This window comes from Myroides sp. ZB35, from assembly GCF_001865835.1.
Taxonomy (GTDB): domain Bacteria; phylum Bacteroidota; class Bacteroidia; order Flavobacteriales; family Flavobacteriaceae; genus Flavobacterium; species Flavobacterium odoratimimum.
The window spans coordinates 821,099-840,342 of record NZ_CP017769.1 but is presented as its reverse complement, the minus strand read 5'-3'; the positions used below and the strand labels follow the sequence as shown (position 1 = coordinate 840,342).

The 19,244-nt window shown below is 36.4% G+C and carries 22 protein-coding genes and 2 riboswitches; of the genes, 11 read left to right on the top strand and 11 right to left on the bottom strand.

Annotation, left to right across the window (positions count from 1 at the left end):
- The first annotated feature begins 2 nt into the window (after nucleotides 1-2).
- The 6 genes from BK054_RS03850 to BK054_RS03825 all read left to right on the top strand — a co-directional run bounded on the left by BK054_RS03850 (nucleotide 3) and on the right by BK054_RS03825 (nucleotide 6,345).
- On the top strand, nucleotides 3-1,349 hold the full coding sequence (locus tag BK054_RS03850; RefSeq protein WP_006262293.1) for a DUF4302 domain-containing protein: 1,347 nt from the start codon (nucleotides 3-5) through the stop codon (nucleotides 1,347-1,349).
- 147 nt (nucleotides 1,350-1,496) lie between these two features.
- Nucleotides 1,497-2,108 carry a 4'-phosphopantetheinyl transferase family protein gene (locus BK054_RS03845; protein WP_006264585.1) on the top strand — a complete coding sequence of 204 codons (612 nt, stop codon included), beginning with the start codon at nucleotides 1,497-1,499 and terminating at the stop codon, nucleotides 2,106-2,108.
- Nucleotides 2,109-2,157: 49 nt separating this feature from the next.
- Nucleotides 2,158-2,880: a Bax inhibitor-1 family protein gene (locus tag BK054_RS03840; RefSeq protein WP_006264586.1), complete on the top strand. Its 723-nt coding sequence runs from the start codon at nucleotides 2,158-2,160 to the stop codon at nucleotides 2,878-2,880.
- Between the two features lie 72 nt (nucleotides 2,881-2,952).
- A complete protein-coding gene (gene pnuC / locus BK054_RS03835) occupies nucleotides 2,953-3,579 on the top strand; it encodes a nicotinamide riboside transporter PnuC (RefSeq protein ID WP_006264587.1) in 627 nt (208 codons plus the stop codon).
- The gene (gene arfB / locus BK054_RS03830; RefSeq protein WP_006259754.1) at nucleotides 3,564-3,962 is read left to right on the top strand and encodes an alternative ribosome rescue aminoacyl-tRNA hydrolase ArfB; all 399 of its coding nucleotides are present in this window, start codon (nucleotides 3,564-3,566) and stop codon (nucleotides 3,960-3,962) included. The genes pnuC and arfB overlap by 16 nt, the downstream gene beginning before the upstream one ends.
- Before the next feature lie 75 nt (nucleotides 3,963-4,037).
- Nucleotides 4,038-4,126, top strand: a riboswitch (TPP riboswitch).
- Between the two features lie 77 nt (nucleotides 4,127-4,203).
- A complete protein-coding gene (locus BK054_RS03825; RefSeq protein ID WP_071306930.1) occupies nucleotides 4,204-6,345 on the top strand; it encodes a TonB-dependent receptor in 2,142 nt (713 codons plus the stop codon).
- 400 nt (nucleotides 6,346-6,745) lie between these two features.
- On the opposite strand, the gene BK054_RS03820 is transcribed toward BK054_RS03825, so the two are convergent.
- Nucleotides 6,746-7,201 carry a Rieske (2Fe-2S) protein gene (locus BK054_RS03820; protein WP_071306929.1) on the bottom strand — a complete coding sequence of 152 codons (456 nt, stop codon included), beginning with the start codon at nucleotides 7,199-7,201 and terminating at the stop codon, nucleotides 6,746-6,748.
- Nucleotides 7,202-7,356: 155 nt separating this feature from the next.
- Here BK054_RS03820 and greA point away from each other — a divergent pair, with 155 nt between their 5' ends.
- Both greA and BK054_RS03810 read left to right on the top strand, forming a co-directional pair.
- Complete coding sequence (gene greA, locus BK054_RS03815) at nucleotides 7,357-7,833, top strand: transcription elongation factor GreA (protein WP_006262289.1); 477 nt, start codon at nucleotides 7,357-7,359, stop codon at nucleotides 7,831-7,833.
- Between the two features lie 16 nt (nucleotides 7,834-7,849).
- Complete coding sequence (locus BK054_RS03810; protein ID WP_006259750.1) at nucleotides 7,850-8,239, top strand: HIT family protein; 390 nt, start codon at nucleotides 7,850-7,852, stop codon at nucleotides 8,237-8,239.
- A 34-nt stretch (nucleotides 8,240-8,273) separates the two neighbouring features.
- Here BK054_RS03810 and BK054_RS03805 read toward each other — a convergent pair whose 3' ends face one another.
- Complete coding sequence (locus tag BK054_RS03805; RefSeq protein ID WP_006259749.1) at nucleotides 8,274-9,428, bottom strand: sensor histidine kinase; 1,155 nt, start codon at nucleotides 9,426-9,428, stop codon at nucleotides 8,274-8,276.
- A gap of 133 nt (nucleotides 9,429-9,561) precedes the next feature.
- Here BK054_RS03805 and BK054_RS03800 point away from each other — a divergent pair, with 133 nt between their 5' ends.
- From BK054_RS03800 to aat, 3 genes are read left to right on the top strand one after another with little or no spacing between them, the layout of a single operon-like run.
- The gene (locus tag BK054_RS03800) at nucleotides 9,562-10,434 is read left to right on the top strand and encodes a flavin reductase family protein (protein ID WP_071306928.1); all 873 of its coding nucleotides are present in this window, start codon (nucleotides 9,562-9,564) and stop codon (nucleotides 10,432-10,434) included.
- Nucleotides 10,435-10,459: 25 nt separating this feature from the next.
- A complete protein-coding gene (locus BK054_RS18830) occupies nucleotides 10,460-11,119 on the top strand; it encodes a DUF3127 domain-containing protein (protein WP_071306927.1) in 660 nt (219 codons plus the stop codon).
- Nucleotides 11,120-11,167: 48 nt separating this feature from the next.
- Nucleotides 11,168-11,818, top strand: coding sequence for a leucyl/phenylalanyl-tRNA--protein transferase (aat, locus tag BK054_RS03790; protein WP_071306926.1), 651 nt, complete (start codon nucleotides 11,168-11,170; stop codon nucleotides 11,816-11,818).
- Here the strand turns inward: aat and BK054_RS03785 are convergent.
- The 9 genes from BK054_RS03785 to BK054_RS03745 form a co-directional block, all read right to left on the bottom strand.
- A complete protein-coding gene (locus tag BK054_RS03785) occupies nucleotides 11,808-12,530 on the bottom strand; it encodes a HesA/MoeB/ThiF family protein (RefSeq protein WP_071306925.1) in 723 nt (240 codons plus the stop codon). The genes aat and BK054_RS03785 overlap by 11 nt on opposite strands.
- A gap of 15 nt (nucleotides 12,531-12,545) precedes the next feature.
- Entirely contained in the window at nucleotides 12,546-13,655 is a 1,110-nt protein-coding gene (gene thiH / locus BK054_RS03780) for a 2-iminoacetate synthase ThiH (protein ID WP_071306924.1), read from the bottom strand.
- 3 nt (nucleotides 13,656-13,658) lie between these two features.
- Nucleotides 13,659-14,435: a thiazole synthase gene (locus tag BK054_RS03775; RefSeq protein ID WP_071306923.1), complete on the bottom strand. Its 777-nt coding sequence runs from the start codon at nucleotides 14,433-14,435 to the stop codon at nucleotides 13,659-13,661.
- Nucleotides 14,432-15,052 carry a thiamine phosphate synthase gene (locus tag BK054_RS03770; RefSeq protein ID WP_071306922.1) on the bottom strand — a complete coding sequence of 207 codons (621 nt, stop codon included), beginning with the start codon at nucleotides 15,050-15,052 and terminating at the stop codon, nucleotides 14,432-14,434. Before BK054_RS03770 ends, BK054_RS03775 begins: the two co-directional genes overlap by 4 nt.
- Nucleotides 15,042-15,794 carry a hydroxymethylpyrimidine/phosphomethylpyrimidine kinase gene (locus tag BK054_RS03765; RefSeq protein WP_071306921.1) on the bottom strand — a complete coding sequence of 251 codons (753 nt, stop codon included), beginning with the start codon at nucleotides 15,792-15,794 and terminating at the stop codon, nucleotides 15,042-15,044. The genes BK054_RS03770 and BK054_RS03765 overlap by 11 nt, the downstream gene beginning before the upstream one ends.
- Complete coding sequence (locus BK054_RS03760; protein WP_071306920.1) at nucleotides 15,761-16,393, bottom strand: thiamine phosphate synthase; 633 nt, start codon at nucleotides 16,391-16,393, stop codon at nucleotides 15,761-15,763. The genes BK054_RS03765 and BK054_RS03760 overlap by 34 nt, the downstream gene beginning before the upstream one ends.
- A 12-nt stretch (nucleotides 16,394-16,405) precedes the next feature.
- Entirely contained in the window at nucleotides 16,406-18,220 is a 1,815-nt protein-coding gene (gene thiC / locus BK054_RS03755) for a phosphomethylpyrimidine synthase ThiC (protein WP_006266783.1), read from the bottom strand.
- 45 nt (nucleotides 18,221-18,265) lie between these two features.
- Nucleotides 18,266-18,472, bottom strand: coding sequence for a sulfur carrier protein ThiS (gene thiS, locus BK054_RS03750; protein WP_071306919.1), 207 nt, complete (start codon nucleotides 18,470-18,472; stop codon nucleotides 18,266-18,268).
- Nucleotides 18,473-18,536: 64 nt separating this feature from the next.
- A riboswitch (TPP riboswitch) is annotated at nucleotides 18,537-18,636 on the bottom strand.
- Nucleotides 18,637-18,732: 96 nt separating this feature from the next.
- Nucleotides 18,733-19,212 carry a methyltransferase gene (locus tag BK054_RS03745; RefSeq protein WP_071307624.1) on the bottom strand — a complete coding sequence of 160 codons (480 nt, stop codon included), beginning with the start codon at nucleotides 19,210-19,212 and terminating at the stop codon, nucleotides 18,733-18,735.
- Nucleotides 19,213-19,244 lie beyond the last annotated feature (32 nt).

Below are 19,244 nucleotides of genomic sequence, written 5' to 3'. Positions count from 1 at the left end.
TTATGAAAAAATATATAGCAAAGGCTTTTTTAGCGACAATAATTCTTGCTGGAGTAGTTTCTTGTCAAAAAGAGGAAGATAGAGTTTTTGATAAATCTGTAGCAGAAAGACTTTCTGAACAAGAGAAAAAGCTAAAAGATCTATTACTTTCTTCTGAATATGGGTGGAGAGTAGTATATTTTACTGATACAGATGGACTAGGAGGATTTACATATTTAATGAGGTTTAAAGATGCTCGTAATGTCGAAATGGTATCTGATTTTGATCTTTCTGGACAAACAATTGAAAATAGTGAATACACTATTCAACAAAGAGCTACAACAAGTTTAATATTTACTACCCGTACAAAAATCCATGAATTGTCTGATCCAATAAATTCCCCTTATGAATCTGGTCAAGGTTACTATGGTGAATATCAATTTGGTTACTTTGGTAATACAGAGAATGAAATTCATTTTAGAACAGCGAAGAAGGATAGAGAAGTTGTTTTTGTAAAAGCGACTAAAGAAGATTGGGAGAATTTTAAATCGATTCCATCAATGATTGGAAAAATGTCTTCTTTAGATAAACCCTATTTTAGAACTTTACAAATTAAGACAACTGGCGAAGTGAAAGCATACGATTTAGCATATTCTCCTTCTGTTAGATTTATTGAGATCGAAGGGGGAGATAATGTAGTTGATGGCTCTGCTTTTGGTATTAGTTTTAACCCTCAAGGTATAAAAGTAGCACCTGCACTTAAAGTTGGAAGCGATTTGGTTACACAGTTTGATTATAATGCGAAAACAGGTGATTTTGAATATAATGCAAACGGAAATTTTGCATCTATTCAATATAGTTTTGCACCAATTAATACTTACTCAGACTATAAGAAAGTTTTGAATACGCCTGAGGTTAAGCAAGATAGGTTATTCCAGTTTCAAAGTAATACTTCATTAATTAACTCTAAAAGTAATTCTCCTCTATTTTTAAAGATGTTGAATGATTTAGGGAAAACTGCATTAGGAGGATATAATTTAGATTTGATTATATTTAACTTTAATGATAAAGAAGATAATGGAGAATCTAGTTACATCAGATATAGATATAAAGGAGTAAATTATTATTATGAGTTTAAGAATCTTGATGGAGATATAGCTGTTAAGGTTGCAGAAGGTAAATGGTATGGAGGAGCAGCAAGAGTTCCTCAAGAACTTCAGAAGTTTAATCATGGTTTAATGCAAGAGAATATTTTTGTTAAACAAGAGAACTTTAAAATCCAGTATTCTAATCCAGTCGTTACTTTTATTGGAAGTAAAGAAGGTATAGCATTCTCTACATGGGATGTAGGAGTGCCTAAGACTTTCTAAAAAAATATAAATTATTGATTAGTTAAAGCCGCTCATTCGAGCGGCTTTTTTTGTAGCTTATAAAAGCTGTATATACCATTGAGTAAAATGTTTCTTTAAGATTTTTTATTATTCAAGTATATTTGTCTGCGTAATTAAATAGATAAGATGCCTTTAGTAAAAGAAATCAAAGGAATAACCTACAAGGTGTTAGTTTGGAAAGTAGAAGAGAATCTCGAGGAACTGATGAACGGTGTTATGCTACAAGAGCGCTCTGCTGAGCGATTAAAAGGAATGAAATCTGAAGTGCACCAAAAGGGATTTATGGCAGTCAGACAGTTGCTGCACAATGGAGGATATAGTGATAACGACTTGTGTTATGATATAAACGGTAGACCTAGTCTTAGTGATGGTTCATTTATCTCTATTTCGCATTCATTTGAGTATGCTAGTATTATCATTGGTAAGGAGAATGTAGGTATAGATGTAGAGATGAAGCGCGATAAGATAAAGCGTATTGCAAATAAGTTTTGCAATGAAGAAGAACTAAACACAGCTTTCAATGCTTTGGATGAGATTGATACATTGACAGAGATATGGTGTGCGAAAGAAGCTATGTTTAAGATGTGTGAGTCACGTAGCCTAAGTTTTAAAAGTGATATGCAGGTAGAACTTAAAACGAAAGAATGTTTTGTTAATAATGAAGTTTTTAATCAAAAATTCGAATATAAAACAATAGAATTAGATAACTTTGTGTTGGTTTATGCATTAGAGTCTTAATGCTATTGTAATTTTAAAAAGATAATTAGTACTTTTGAGAAAAATATAGATGATGAAAAACAATTTTGAAAATGTTGATTACACGCTTCCTGTAGCTATGGAATCTGAAGTAGTAAGAGCACAGTTTTATAAAAAGACGTATGCTACTTTAGCAGCAGGAGTATTAGCTTTTATTGTATTAGAGGCTATTATGTTGAACACTCCTTTCATTGTAGAAGGGATGTTTACTATTATTGGGATGGGTAAGTTCTCATGGTTGATCGTGCTAGGTGCCTTTATGGGGATCACTTGGTATGCACAGAGACTTGCTGATAACTCAGTAGATAGAAAGGTGCAGTATGCAGGACTGTTTCTATATGTATTAGCAGAGGCATTTATCTTTGTGCCTATTTTATATATCGCTATGTCTATGACTAATGACCTTACTCTGATTTCTCAGGCAGGTATTATGACATTGGCTTTATTTGGAGGATTGACTGGAGTAGTATTTAGCTCTAATGCTAATTTCTCTTTTATGAGGTCTATCCTTAGCATTGGATTCTTTTTAGCTTTAGGTACTATTATTTGTGGTATGATCTTCGGATTTAACCTTGGGTTATGGTTCTCTTTAGCGATGGTAGCTTTAGCTTCTGGATCGATCTTATACTCTACATGGCAGATTAAAAATGAATACGCAGCTAACCAACACGTACCAGCTGCTCTATCATTATTTGCTTCGTTAATGTTACTTTTCTGGTATATTCTGAGAATTGTAATGAGTAGAAACAACTAATTAGAAAGATATATTATACTTTTGAACCGCATTCCATGAAGAGTGCGGTTTTTTATTTTAAGTGTATTTGTTATGATTGACTTTTTTTTTGGAGCATATAGAGAGGCTAGTACGCTTCAGATAGTGTTAGAATCTATCGTATTTATCTTTGGGATTATGAGTGTATGGTATGCAGGTAAGGAGAACATCCTTGTCTACCCTACAGGCATTATTGCTACGATTATCACTGTTTACTTACTCTATGTGATAGGATATTATGGAGATATGATTTTGAATGGGTATTATTCTATCATGAGTGTTTATGGGTGGTATAACTGGTCTAGACAGAAAGACGGAGATACTCTTCTGAAGATTAGTCGTACGAACACTAGTGAGAAGATAAAAGGACTTATCATATTCGCAGTTACTCTTGTGATCATCTATGGCGTATATCACTTCTCTGGCAAAGAGATCCTACCTGAGAACTATATAGATATTATCACATCAGGTATCTTCTTCACAGGAATGTACTATATGGCACTAAAGAAGATAGAGAACTGGACACTGTGGATTATAGGAGATATTATCTCTGTTCCGTTATATGCTTATAGAGGATATGGGATATTAGCAGTACAATTTGCTATCTTTACAGTATTAGCTACGATGGCTTATATATCGTGGTATAAAACAATAAATAGAGAAAAATGCTTAGAGAAATAATCGAAAGAGAACTGACATTTAAGGCTGTGCGCAGTAGTGGAGCTGGTGGTCAGAATGTAAATAAAGTATCGTCTAAAGTGGTTCTGTCTTGGGACTGTCTAAACTCTCAAGGAGTAACAGAAGAAGAGAGAACACTGCTATTAGAACGTCTGAAGAATAGATTTAATAAAGAAGGTGTACTTATTCTAGACGCGGATAATACACGTAGTCAGGTTAAGAATAAAGAGATTGTCATTGATCGTTTCTTTCAGTTATTAGCGATAGGACTACACATCGAGAAAGAACGTAGAGAGACGAAAACTCCTCGTAGAGTATTGCAAAAAAGAAAAGACAATAAACAACAGAATTCTTTAAAGAAAGCCTTGAGAAAGAGAGTGTTTTAATCAAAAAGGTGTTAAACATCTCTTCTTCTTAGATATAGTTGTTTTTCTCTAGAAAAACAGCCTATATTTGTACCATAAATCTCAAAGGGGTGCCGTACGGCTGAGATCATACCCATAGAACCTGGGCGGGTAATGCTGCCAAGGGAGTATATACAGTTCATTCTAGAACTGTTGTGGACTAGTGTAATTATTAATTAATAAGAATAATTGCCCCTTTTATTTGTAGATATTTTTTTTACGAATGAAAAAAACATTACTTCAATCTTTATTGTTAACTGCTGTTTGTGTAAGTTCGACCTATGCACAAGAGAAACAAGTTAAAGATTCTGTTCAACAATCAACACTTAACGAGATCGTATTATCAGCTGTGCGTGCAGATGAGAAGACACCTATCGCTTATGCTAACTTGTCTAAGAATGAGATCGGAAAGCGCAATCTCGGACAAGATATCCCTACCATCATGTCTTATATGACCTCAGTAGTGACTACTACAGATGCCGGTAATGGGATAGGGTACTCTAGCTTCAGGGTACGAGGATCAGACGCTACACGTGTCAACGTGACCTTAAATGGGATTCCATATAACGATGGAGAGTCACAAGGTTCGTTTTGGGTAAATATGCCAGACTTCACATCATCTGTTCAGAATCTACAGTTACAGCGTGGTGTAGGTACTTCTACTAACGGATCAGCAGCATTTGGTGCAAGTCTTAATCTAAAGACAGATGACTTCTCACATGAGGCGAATGGAGAAATATCTAATTCTTTCGGAAGTTATAATACGCGTAAGTCTACTGTGAAGTTTAGCACAGGATTGATCAATGATAAGTTCGAGATTGCGGGTCGTCTATCAGATATGAAGTCTGATGGGTATATAGACCGAGCTTCTTCTAGAATGAAGTCATATTACTTACAGGGATTGTATGTAGGTGAGACATCATTAGTGAAGGCTGTCGTATTCGGTGGTAAACAGAAGACCTATCAAGCGTGGAATGGTGTATCTCAGGCAGACATAGATAAGTATGGTCGTCGTTATAACCCTGCAGGGAAGTATAAGGATGATCAAGGCAATACACAGTTCTATGACAATGAGACTGATAATTATATCCAGACGCACTATCAGTTACATTGGAGTGAGAAGTGGTCACCAGCATGGTCATCTAACGTATCACTTCATTATACTAAGGGCGATGGATACTATGAGAACTATAAGACGAACCAGAAGTTTAAGACTTATGGATTCCAACCTATTATCGTAGACGGTAAGGAGGTAAATAAGACAGACCTTATCAGACAGAAGAGTTTAGCGAATCATTTCTACGGTATGGTGTTTAATACGAACTACACTACAGATAAGCTTAATGTAATCTTAGGTGGAGGAGCTAATAAATACGAAGGAGACCACTTCGGTAATGTGTTGTGGACTAGAGAACCTGTGAAGATAGCACCTAACTATGAGTACTACAGAGACGATGCTGTAAAGACAGATCTTAACTTCTACGCGAAAGCTACTTGGCAGTTCGCTGATCATTGGAGCTTATATGGAGATATGCAGTATAGACGTGTTACTTATGAAGCTAACGGTATCGAGACAGGGTTAGTAGATGATAAATTTAACTTCTTTAACCCAAAAGGAGGTATTACTTATCAACTGAATGATTCGAACCAACTATATTTCTCTTATGCTAAAGGGAATAGAGAGCCGAATAGAAAGGACTACGAAGGCGAAGGAAAACCTAAGTCTGAGAGCATGGATGACTATGAGCTAGGATGGAGATTTAAAGGAGACCGTGCTACTGTGAATGTGAATGCGTACTATATGAAGTATAGAAACCAACTTATCTTAACAGGAGAAATAAACGATGTAGGAGCCATGTTAAGAGCAAATAGTGGTGATAGTTATAGAGCAGGTATCGAGATCGATGCGAATGTGAGAATATTAGATAAGTTATTTTGGGCACCTAGTATGACTATTAGTGCTAATAAGAATAAGAACTTTATGACTACAGTAGATGGACTACCTGTAAATCTAGGCACTACGAATATCGCGTTCTCTCCTGATTTTATTGCTTCTAATGCCATTACGTATTTACCTGTAGAGGGGATGAGTGTATCTCTTCTAACGAAGTTCGTAGGAGAACAATATATGGCCAACTTAGATGCTAAGGAATCAAAGCTTGATTCATACTTTATCAACGATCTAAGTGCTACTTATGAGTTCCCGATTAAAGGATGGGTACGATCAGTAGGTGTATCTGTATTAGCAAATAATATATTTAATGTGAAGTATATGTCTAATGGATATTATGACCCAGAATGGGGACCTGCTTATTATCCACAGGCAGAGTTTAATATCTTAGCAGGACTGACTATTAAGTTCTAATCCATATTAATAAACAATCTAATAGGCTAGATTATTTATAGAGACCACCATAGCGATATGGTGGTTTTTTTAGTTTTGTTTTATCGTAATGTTGCTATCAGTAAGATGCTGTAGGTCTTATGAGGTATAATGAACTGATATGGAGATAATGACTCTATTTGCTCTTTTTGACTTATAATGGAGAATTGTTTTTGTTTTAAGTGATTGAAATGTAAGTGTTTATTCTTTTTTGTTTTTATGTCGTTCGGAAGCTATTCGGTAATAACTAGTATTTACTTGGGTTGAGAAGGGGTTTACCGAACCGTACTAAATCTCTACCCGAACCATCTCCACAAGAGAGTAATCTATAAAAAAATACTCCAATGAAGGAGTATTGATATAGTATGATTAGATTTACTTATTAGTAAGTCACGAAGATATTGTCACCACTTTTTCTTACTGGATAAGGCTTCAGTTGGTTGTATTTTAACCCTGGTTTTATAGACTGCCCATTGCCTAGATAGAAGGCAGGTTCTTCACCATTATGTTGAAGTTTATTGGTACAGTAGACATACGCATCGTTAGGCGTTTTCTGTACTAATCTAGACGTTACAGGGTCAAACGCATGGTCAGGACAGGTTAGATCATAAGCGAAATATTGTGAGCCAGCGTTGAATATTGCTACACCTATAATGCCTTGACTATAATTCACATAAGTACCGTTCTGATATCTTAGAAAGTCTGCATCTGCTTGATATAAATTCACCATAAGATTGACTTTTACATTAGGTAGATAAGGGTTGTGATACCCACTACCACTTTTACTACATGCTGTAGATATTAGTAAAGTAAATAGGATTAGAAATAATTTCTTCATTTTAATAAACTATTTGAAAAACAAATTTAATTATTTAACTTTGACAAATATAGTAGAACAGTTAATTATTGATTTAACGATAAAAATAAAAATATCTTTATAGCGAAGAATCCCGTTTTTATGGGATTTTTTCTATTTATATAAACGTGTTAATTATGAGTAAGATTTCGTATTATACTGCGGAGGGTCTTAAAAAACTAAAAGACGAGTTAGAGCAGTTGAAGAGTGTGGAGCGTCCAAAGGCATCTCAAGCTATTGCAGATGCGAGAGATAAGGGAGACTTATCTGAGAATGCAGAGTATGATGCCGCTAAGGAAGCACAAGGTTTATTAGAACTAAAAATAGCAAAAGTAGAAGAAGTAGTAGCTAATGCTAGGTTGATAGACGAATCTCAGTTAGATATGTCTAAGGCTTTAGTATTATCTAAAGTGAAAATAAAGAATCAAGCTAATGGAATGGAGATTACCTATACATTAGTAGCTGAAAGTGAAGCAGACCTAAAAGCTGCAAAAATTTCAGTAACTTCACCTATCGGAAGAGGACTTCTTGGCAAATCTGTTGGAGATGTAGCTGAGATCCAGGTTCCTAATGGAATCATGAAGTTCGAGATTCTTGAAATCAGTAGAGACTAATTTTAAAAAGTATATTATGAGTTCTATTTTCACTAAAATCATTACTGGAGAGATCCCTGCCTATAAGGTAGCAGAGGATGATAATTTCCTTGCATTCTTAGATATTAATCCGAATGCAAAGGGACATACGCTATGTATTCCAAAAAAGGAAATCAATAAGATTTTTGATATGGAAGAGGATCATTATATGGAATTGATGAGGTTCTCTCGTAAGGTGGCTAAGGCGTTAGAGCTAGCTGTACCGTGTAAGAGAGTAGGGATGGCTGTAGTAGGGTTAGAAGTACCTCATGTACATGTGCATTTAATCCCTCTTCAAGAAATGGATGATATGCGTTTCATTAAGAAAGAAAAGCTAACTCCAGAAGAGTTCGAGAGTGTAGCTAAAGCTATTAATAGTCATTTATAAGACTGTATGGATAATGTAACAAAGGCTGTCTAGATTATAGGTCAGCCTTTTTTTTGTGATATGTGATACAGAATGTAGTTCCTTTACCTATTTCTGATTGCGTTACTTTAATCTTTCCGTTTTGGAATTCTTCTACTATTCTCTTTGTTAGAGATAGCCCTAGCCCCCATCCACGTTTTTTAGTGGTATAACCAGGCTCGAATATTTTATTAAACATCTTCTTTGGTATCCCGCTTCCTGTATCTGTTACATAGATATTGACAGTCTTCTCACTATCCTGTATCAGGATAGCTAGTTTTCCTTTTCCTTTCATGGCATCGATAGCATTCTTGATGAGGTTCTCTATAGTCCAGCTGTGTAATTCCTTGTTTAGAGGAATATTAATTTCGTAGTCAGGACAGTCTAGCGTGAAGATAATCTGTTTAGAGTTTCTCAACGAGAAATAATCAAATGACTTTCTCGTCTCTGATACGATATCTACATTAGTTAGCTTCGGTATAGACCCAATCTTAGAAAAACGATCTGCTATTATCTGAAGTTTTTTAACATCTTTTTCTATTTCATCTGTAATTTCAGGGCTCACATTATCTAGCTTCATAATCTCTACCCAACCTAATAGTGAGGATAGAGGTGTACCTATCTGATGAGCTGTTTCTTTGGCCATTCCTGTCCATAGCTTGTTCTGAGTAGCGATCTTATTACTTCTATAGAAGTAGAATAGCAGTACTGTGAAGAATAAGAATATAAGTACTAATGTGACAGGGTAGTACTTTAGCTTGGTCAGTAAGGATGAGTTACCATAATAGACATACTGAGTTTGCTTACCTACTTTTAGGATAATAGGAGGGTTCTGAAACTTCAGTTTGCGCAGTAGAGCTTCTTTTTTCTCAGGAGTATTGACTATTTGTTCGTCTATATTGTTTAGAGAGATGATCTTATCATGCTCATCTGTCTGGATAATAGGGATAGTCTTATTCTCCATGATAATCAGAAAGGGTAGAGAAACGTCAGCTTCTATAGAAGTAGCTATATCAAGTGTATTCAGCGCTTCTGCCCATATTTTCATCTTGGTTCTCTCTTCTGTCTTATAGGTTTGAAAAAAGGAATAGGTGTTCCATAGGATGACTAATAAGGTGATTAAGGCTGCAGTAATGACTGACCAACGAAATATTTCTTTTTTACTTCTCAAGTTCTGATATGGGTTTTATGAACATTTAAAAGTAATTAAAATAAATGAATTGAATTTAGTTTAATGAAGTATTAAAAATTTTATGGTTCCTAAAAGCTTTTGTAACTTTACTTTTCTTCAATTAAATATACATATGAAATCTATAGAACCTAAAGATATATCTGTAGTAGAATTACAGAGATTAATGCAGACGTCTATCGGACCTCGTCCTATAGCACTAGCAAGTACCGTAGATGCTGATGGTAGACCTAACCTGTCGCCGTTTAGCTTCTTTAATATGGTGAGTACTAACCCGCCTATATTGGTCTTCTCTCCGTCTAGACGTGTAAGAGATAATACGAATAAACATACCTTATTTAACGTACAAGCTAATCTACAAGTAGTGATTAATGTGGTGACTTATGATATGGTACAGCAGACTTCTCTATCTAGTACAGAATATAAGGATGGGGTGAATGAGTTTGTCAAATCAGGATTGACGATGGTGCCATCTGATATCGTGAAGCCATTCAGAGTCAAAGAAAGTCCAGTGCAGTATGAATGTGTGGTACAGGAGGTAATCGGACTGGGTAATGATGGAGGTGCTGGTAATCTAGTAATCTGTGAGGTGGTAAAAATACATGTCAATGAGGAAATATTAGATGAGAACGGACAGATAGATCAGCATAAGATAGATCTAGTAGCACGTATGGGAGCGAACTGGTATACTCGTGCGAATGATGGTATATTTGAAGTAGAAAAACCATTGACTACACTAGGCCTAGGAGTAGATGCTCTACCAGAAGGAGTAGTGGAGAGTGGAGTGTTCTCTGGTAATGACCTTGGAATATTAGGTAATGTAGAACAGCTGCCTACTGAAGAGGAGATTGCTTCTTTTGTGAATGCAAATGAAGAGTTAAAAGAAATTTTGGTTGCTAAGAATCAAATCAATAAATTTAAATTAGCAAAAAAATATTTAGAAGAAAATAATGTACCTTTGGCTTGGAAAACAATTTTAGCCAAATAGATTGTAATTAAAAAAAGAGATTAAAATGGAAGTTACAGGAAGAATCAAATTAATTGGACATACACAAGATATCAGTTCATCATTCAGAAAGAGAGAAGTAGTAGTAACTACGGAAGAGCAATATCCTCAGCATATTATGATTGAGTTTACACAAGATAAAGTAAGTTTATTAGACTCTTATCAAGTAGGTGAGCAAGTACGTGTATCTATTAATTTGAGAGGTAGAGAGTGGCAAAGTCCACAAGGAGAAATCAGATACTTTAATACAATTCAAGGGTGGAGAATAGAGCACATGATGCCAGCTCAACAAGGTGGTAACATGGGACAAAACCAACAACCTTATATGGGACAACAAGATAATATGCAGTCTCAATACGGAAATACTGGTATGCAACAACAATCTAACCAACAACAAGGTTTCGCTCAAAACAATCAAGCTCAACAAATGGGTGGGTTTAATCAAGGGCAACAAGGTGGTTTCGCTCAAAATAACCAAGCTCAACAAGGAGGATTTAACCAAAACCAACAACAAGGTTTTGCTCAGAATACTCAATCTCAACAAATGGGAGGGTTCAATCAAAACCAAAACCAACAAGGTTTTAACCAAGGACAAAGTAATATGGGACAACAGTTTCCTCCTGCTTCAAGCTATATGGAGGAAGATCACGATGATTTACCATTCTAAAAAATATTCATTTAAGATGTCCCTAAGAATATTCTTAGGGACTTTTTTATGCTTATGATAACAGTCTTAGACAGTGATTACTTATACTTTCCAGCAGTAGATAATACGCATGAGTCTGGGATTTTAGCCATAGGAGGTGATTTATCTGCTAATAGATTGATATTAGCGTATAAGTCAGGTATATTCCCTTGGTTTGAAGATGGAGAGCCTATTACATGGTGGTCTCCTAGTATGCGTATGGTGCTAGAGCCTGATGAGGTATATATCTCTAAGAGTATGCGTAGTATCTTAAAGAAAAATATATTTACAGTTACTTTTAATACTTGTTTTGCAGATGTAATTAATAATTGCCAGAACGTTAAGCGCGATGGGCAGTTAGGTACTTGGATTACAGATGATATGATCAAGGCATACTGCAATCTACATGACTTAGGCATCGCTAAATCTGTTGAGGTTTGGCAAGATGGAGAACTGGTAGGTGGTCTGTATGGCGTAGACATGAAACCTGTGTTCTGCGGAGAGAGTATGTTCTCCCTCATACCAAATGCTAGTAAAGTAGCCTTTATCTCCCTCTGTGAATATCTAAGAGATAAAAAGTATAAGCTACTAGACTGTCAAGTATATAATGATCATCTAAGCTCTTTAGGTGCTTATGAGATACCTAGAGAGGTATTTCTAGAGTATCTACCTAAGAGGTAGTATTACCATACTTTAGTTTGTTTATTTCCCAGGTCAATGTGTTGAGGATAAGAAGTTGACCAGAAAGGGAGGGAAGGTCTAAGATGACTTTCAGTGTCTCATGAGCCATAATAGTTCCTATTATACCAGGGAATGTACCAAGTACCCCATTAAGACTACAGTTAGGGACATCTTCTGGAGCAGGAGGCTCTGGGAAGAGATCACGGAGGTTGGCATTGTTATGATGATTAAAGACACTCACCTGACCTTCAAAACCTAATATAGTACCATAGACTAGTGTCTTATCTAATGCTACACATGTGTCATTCACTAGATAACGTGTGCTAAAATTATCACTACCATCTACGATAATATCGAATGAACTCAGAATAGCTATTGCATTATCAGAGGTTAACTGTTCATCGTATATTGTAAAGTGGATATGTGGATTTATTTGTTCGATGCGTTGTTTGGCTATACTAGTCTTGTTTTTGTTGATGTCAGCTTCTGTAAATAGTATTTGTCTGTGAAGGTTGTGATGTTCTATAGTATCAAAGTCTATTACCGCTAGTGTACCTACACCACAACTAGCAAGGTAAGTTAGCACTGGAGAACCTAATCCTCCAGCACCTATTACTAATACCTTAGCTTGTTTTATCTTCATCTGACCTTCTATACCTACTTCAGGTAGATTCATCTGTCTGTTATATCGTAAGAAATCTGTTGTATCCATACTACAATTGTTTTGTTATTGATAGGCTTTATCCCAGTCTTTCCATATAGGATCATATCCTGCTTCTTTTATCAGGTGGTATATCTCTGATGTACTTCTAGTATCACAGATCTCAAATTGTTCTAATGAGTCTTCTGCCACACTATATCCTCCTGGATTAGTTTTTGAACCAGCACTCATGGTAGTAGCTCCTAGTTTAAATACATTGTTTCTCAGTATTTCACTCTCACGGGTAGAGATAGATATCTCAAGGTCTTCATTCCATATTCTGTATGCACATAAGAGCTGTATGAGGTCTCTATCTTCCATGATGAAGTTAGGTTCTATAACGCCTTCTGCAGGTCTTAGTCTAGGGAAGGATACAGAGTACTTCGTTTGCCAATAAGTCTTTTGTAAATAGTCTATATGTAGTGCATTAAAGAAGCTATCTACTCGCCAGTCTTCTAGTCCTAGGAGAACGCCTAGCCCTATCTTATGTATGCCTGCTCTCCCTATTCTATCAGGAGTATCTAATCTATATTCAAAGTTAGATTTCTTCCCTTTTGGGTGGTATTGTTTATATACCTCTTTATGGTAGGTCTCTTGATATACTAGTACAGCATATACACCTAGATCAGCTAGCTGTTCATACTCATCTTGTTTTAGGGGTTGTACCTCTATAGAAATGGTAGAAAAAGACTGCTGTATCTGTTCTATACTCTGTTTGAAGTAATTGATATTGACTATGTGATTAGCCTCTCCTGTTACGAGTAATATATGATCATACCCCTGTGCTTTGATTACTTTGACTTCTTGTTCTATTTCTTTTGGAGAGAGAGTCTTTCTACGAATGTTGTTATCTAAGCTGAAGCCACAGTAGGTACAGATATTATTGCACTCATTACTAAGATACATCGGAGCATATAGTGATATCGTCTTGCCAAATCTCTTTTGAGTAAGCTGTTGACTCTGCTGAGCCATCTCTTCTAGATAGGGTGTAGCAGCAGGAGAGATAAGATGGATAAAGTCTGTGAGGGTCTTCTTATTCTTAGCTAAGCTCTGTTCTACTTGTACAGAGGTTGTCTCATAGATTGTTCTTTTAATCTCTTCCCAGTCGTATTGTTCATAAGTTTGTATAAAAGACATAGTTTATTCTGTTAGAAAAGCAGTTAGTGGACTAGAAGCTTGAGCGTGATTTACTACAGTAGCTAGCTTAGCCTCGTACGCTAGGCGACCAGCTCTGACAGCGAGTTTAAAGGCAGTAGCCATTTGTTCAGGGTTACCAGCTACAGCTATGGCAGTATTAACAAGTACTGCATCAGCGCCTATCTCCATAGCCTTAACTGCGTCCGAAGGCGCTCCGATACCAGCATCTACAATAACTGGGACTTTACTATTCTCAATGATAATTTCTAAGAAGTCCATTGTCTTCAGCCCTTTATTGGTACCTATAGGGGCTCCTAAAGGCATGACAGCTGCTGTGCCTACTTCTTCTAGTCGTTTGCACAATACAGGGTCTGCGTGTATGTATGGCAAGACAACAAACCCTAGTTTGGCTAGTTCTTCTGTCGCTTTTAGGGTTTCGATAGGATCGGGAAGTAGGTATTTAGGGTCTGGGTGTATTTCTAGTTTAAGCCAGTTTGTCTCTAGTGCTTCTCTAGCTAGTTGTGCTGCGAAGACTGCTTCTTTAGCATTTCTTGCTCCTGATGTATTAGGTAGAAGGTGGATATGTGGGTACTGTAGATGAGTGAGTATAGCATTGGTGTCAGTGGTCGTGTCTATTCGCTTCAGAGCGACTGTAACTAGTTCGCTTTCGGATGCTAATGTAGCGATTTCCATATCTGCGTTAGAACCGTATTTACCCGTTCCTAAGAATAAGCGTGACTGAAAGGTCTTATCCGCTATTGTAAGTGGTTGTGTATTCATTTGAGTATATAGTTTAGTTGTTGTAGTAATGTTTTTTTATCAGTGCTGTTTTGAAGTAAACCAGATATCGCTATGCCATGTAATCCTGCTTGTTTTAAGTCTTCTACATCTTCTAGTTGTATTCCTCCTATAGCTACTACGGGGATGTTGATATCTAGTTCTTGCATCTGTTTTAGGAGCTGTTGATAACCTGCTAGACCAAGTATAGGACTCAGCTTCTGTTTAGTAGTAGTAAATCGATAAGGGCCTAGACCGATATAATCACAACCTTCTGCATGTCTAAGTTGGATATCTTCTATTGTATTAGCTGTACCTCCTATGATTTTGTTAGGCAAATAAGTTTTGGCTTGTGTGATGTTTAGATCAGTAAGTCCTAAGTGAACTCCATCAGCCTCTATGGCTTTAGCTAAGTCCACATGATCATTAATGATCAGAGTAGCCTGATATTGTTCGCATAGTTTTTTGACTTGTTCTGCTGTTTGCCACAGGGTAGTATTCGTCGTATTTTTGAAGCGATACTGTATCCACTGTTGTCCTGCTCCTAATACAGTTTCTATATGATATAGCTGTTCTTGTGGAGTATCTCCATGACTGATGTATTGTATTTTATTTAGCATGATATCCGAGTAAGGTATGATTAGAGTTGAAGAATGTTTCTATGTAGGTTTTAGCCTTCTGAATAGCTGTCAATGTGTGATCTCCTTTTGCAATATTAGCTGTTGTCGCAGAGGATAATACGCAGCCAGAACCATGTTTGGGATAGTCAGATAGCTGAGTTGGAGGTATAGTTTGTATCACCTCTTTACTCACATAGTAGTCAAAGCCCAATGCATTAGGATTATGTCCTCCTTTTAGCAGTACATCACAGTATTGACTTAATCGCTTCGCTTTTTGAAGAGCATCGTCATTCGTAGTGACTAATTGATGTATCTCTAGGTAGTTTGGTGTGATCAGATCTATCTGTTGTAATACAATAGTTAAAGAATCTATTAGTTCAATAGTCTGAAAGTCAAAACCACTAGATGAACGCAATACAGGGTCCCAAATAACTTTGGTCGTTGGAGATAAACCTTTGATAGTATCCACATATAGCTTCAATGTGTCTAGGTCTTTGACAATACCTATTTTTATTGCTGCTATAGTATAGTTCTCAAGTATAACAGATAATTGACGGATAGTATATTCTTCTTCCCATCTTACATGGATAAAGTTATCTTCTGTCTGTATCGTATTAGCAGATAGCACTGCCATAGGATATACTTGATGATGTTCAAATGTTTTGATATCTGCCATAACCCCAGCACCACTAGTAGGGTCAAAGCCAGCTATTGCCAATGCAATTGGTCGTAATATTGACATAATTCAAATTGTTTTAAGGGTTGCTCAGCTTCCCATATTGTTCCTAATAAGGCATAATCATCAAATCCCATTGTATGAATAGATTCGATGTGAAAAGGAGTAATTCCTCCAAGGGCAACTAAGGTTACTCTGTTATTAGTTCTTTGCTTTAATTCCTCTGTCCAATCAATAGTTGGAATATACCCTCTCTTAGATATACTAGGATAGATAGGACTGATGAATGCTCTGTCTATGTTTGTTGATAACTTATTAACCTCACTTATACAGTGAACAGATGTTGATAACTTAGGCAGTTCTACACTATAGTTATTAACATATAAACAATCAGCTGTTGATAAGTGTGTATAAGTACTGTTTATCTTGTTGATAAGTGCTTTATATTGTTTAAAAACGTGTTCATTGTTGTTAATAACTATTGAAGGTATGTGTATAACTAAGTACTGATGGTAGTAATTGTCGATATTATTCACCCATTTTACTAACTCTTCATAGGACATATTCGGTTTGCGAACATGAAGTAGAGGCAAGCCTTTCTCAAACATTTTGTTGATAAGGCTTGTCTCATTTTCTATAGGAGTAGGGTAGGTTATGACCACCATCTCTTTTCTCTTTTATAGATATATTTCTTTTCCTAATTCTATAAACTCTTCTGACTTCTCGCGCATTCCTTGTTCTGCCGTATCTCTAATCTCTTGTGATATTTTCATAGAACAGAATTTAGGTCCACACATAGAACAGAAGTGAGCTACTTTAGCGCCATCAGCAGGTAATGTTTCATCGTGAAACTCTCTTGCTGTATCAGGATCTAGTGAAAGGTTGAACTGATCTTCCCATCTAAATTCAAAGCGGGCTTTACTCAGTGCATTATCTCTGTATTGTGCTCCAGGATGTCCTTTCGCTAAGTCTGCTGCATGAGCAGCTAGTTTATAAGTAATCACACCATCCTTCACGTCTTTTTTGTTAGGTAGACCTAAGTGTTCTTTTGGTGTTACATAACATAGCATAGCCGTTCCGTACCATCCTATCATAGCTGCTCCGATAGCTGAAGTGATATGATCATAACCAGGAGCTATATCTGTAGTCAAAGGACCTAATGTATAGAATGGGGCTTCTCCACAGTCGCGAAGTTGCTTTTCCATATTCTCCTTAATCATGTGCATAGGTACATGTCCCGGTCCTTCTATCATGACCTGTACATCGTGTTTCCACGCGATTTTAGTTAGTTCACCTAGTGTTTCTAACTCTGCAAATTGAGCTGCATCATTTGCATCTGCAATAGAGCCAGGTCTTAGTCCATCACCTAAAGAGAACGCTATATCGTATTGCTTCATTATTTCACATATTTCTTCAAAGTGAGTATATAAGAAGTTTTCTTTGTGATGGAATAGACACCACTTCGCCATAATAGACCCTCCACGAGATACAATACCTGTCACTCGATTAGCAGTCAAGTGAATATAACGTAGTAGTACTCCCGCGTGTATGGTAAAATAAGAAACTCCCTGTTCTGCTTGTTCAATTAGGGTATCTCTAAATATCTCCCATGTCAAATCTTCGGCTATTCCTTTTACTTTTTCTAATGCTTGGTAGATAGGTACTGTTCCTATAGGTACTGGAGAGTTGCGTATAATCCACTCTCTTGTCTCGTGAATATTTTTACCTGTTGATAAGTCCATAATCGTATCTGCTCCCCAGCGACATGCCCATACTGCTTTCTCCACTTCTTCTTCTATTGATGAGGTCACAGCACTATTTCCAATATTAGCATTGATCTTCACTAAGAAGTTACGCCCGATAATCATAGGTTCGCTTTCAGGGTGGTTGATATTATTAGGAATGATAGCACGTCCGCTAGCAATCTCTTCTCTGACAAACTCTGGTGTAATGAAGTTTTTAGGAGTATTGGCACCGAAGCTATTGCCTTGATGCTGTTGCTTCATGGCTGAGGTTGCGTTATTCAGCTGTTCTATTCTTTGGTTTTCTCTGATGGCTACATATTCCATTTCAGGAGTTATTATACCTTTTTTAGCATAATGTAGTTGAGTAACATTAGCTCCTTCTTTAGCAACCTTTGGGTTATGTCTAAATTCAAAGCGCAAGTGATCTAGTTTTTCATCTGCTAATCTAGCTTTACCATATTCTGATGTGATAGAAGATAATGTATTTACATCTTCTCTATTTAGTATCCATTCTTCGCGTAGACGTGGAATACCTTTGCGTATGTCTATGGTAATATTTGGATCAGTATAAGGGCCTGATGTGTCATATACGGTTACAGGTGGATTCTCTTCTGTACCGCCATTAGATAGTTTAGTGTTGCTAAGAGATATCTCTCTCATTGCTACTTCTATTGGGAAGAGCTCTCCCTTGATGTATACTTTTTTTGAGTTAGGGAAAGGGGTTTGTGAGATACTGTGTTGTTCCATTGTTTTTTAGTTTTATGAGTTATTTAGTTTTTTTAACGAATGGAATCAACCACCTTGTGTAGCAGTTATAATTAAGATATCATCACTAGTAGATAAGTGATGAGTAGACCATAGGGATTTAGCAATAACAGTTTGGTTCACAGCTACTGCTATCCCTTTTTGTTTCAGTGGATAATAAATATCCAACATAGCCTGAATACTCAAGGTATCCGTGTCAAATAGTACTTGTTGATTGTTGATTTTTAGTTCCATTCCTTTTCGTTTTGATATATAACTTTAGGAATGGCTACAATAGGGTACGAACGTACCTATCTAATGAAGTCATCTTACTTTTCCCTACGCTAGTATTAACTAGATCAGGTTCCAAGGGTGAAGTCTCAGCCTACAAAGTCTTGTAGACACCCCTAAAGCTTGAGGCAAATATAGGTCTTTTTTTGAACTGTGCAAATTAGGTGTAGGGATAACATGATATAATAAAAAAACGCTGAGGGAATTCCTCAGCGTTTGTATACTTATATTTTTTCAGCGTAAACGATATAGTATCTAGGGGTAAACCATCTAAAGATCGGACGTATCCCTAGTTTTTTGATAGGGTGTGTCCACATATCTCTATCTATGATTTTATACCCTGCTTTCTCTACTAGCCAGTCTAATTGCCAAGCTTCGAATTCGTGATAATGCCTGTCTAGCATATCTGTTTTACTTCTATATGCAGTACTAAACCACAAACGCAAAGGAACAGAAATCATTATTTTAGAAGCTTTACACGACTTTAATACCGTATAAGGATTTAGTAAATGCTCTACAATTTCAAAAGCTGTTAGCACATCATAATCAGTATTTAAAAGTACACTCTGATCTTCGTCTAAGTCCTCGCCAGAAGTATTGATTACTTTATAGCCATCTTCTTTCATTATTTTGGCTAGTGGGTTAATTACTCCTAGATCTAGTATTTGTGAGTCTTTTGAAATGTGCTTATTGACAAACTCCATTGTCTTTTTAAATCTCTTACTCGGATATGTTT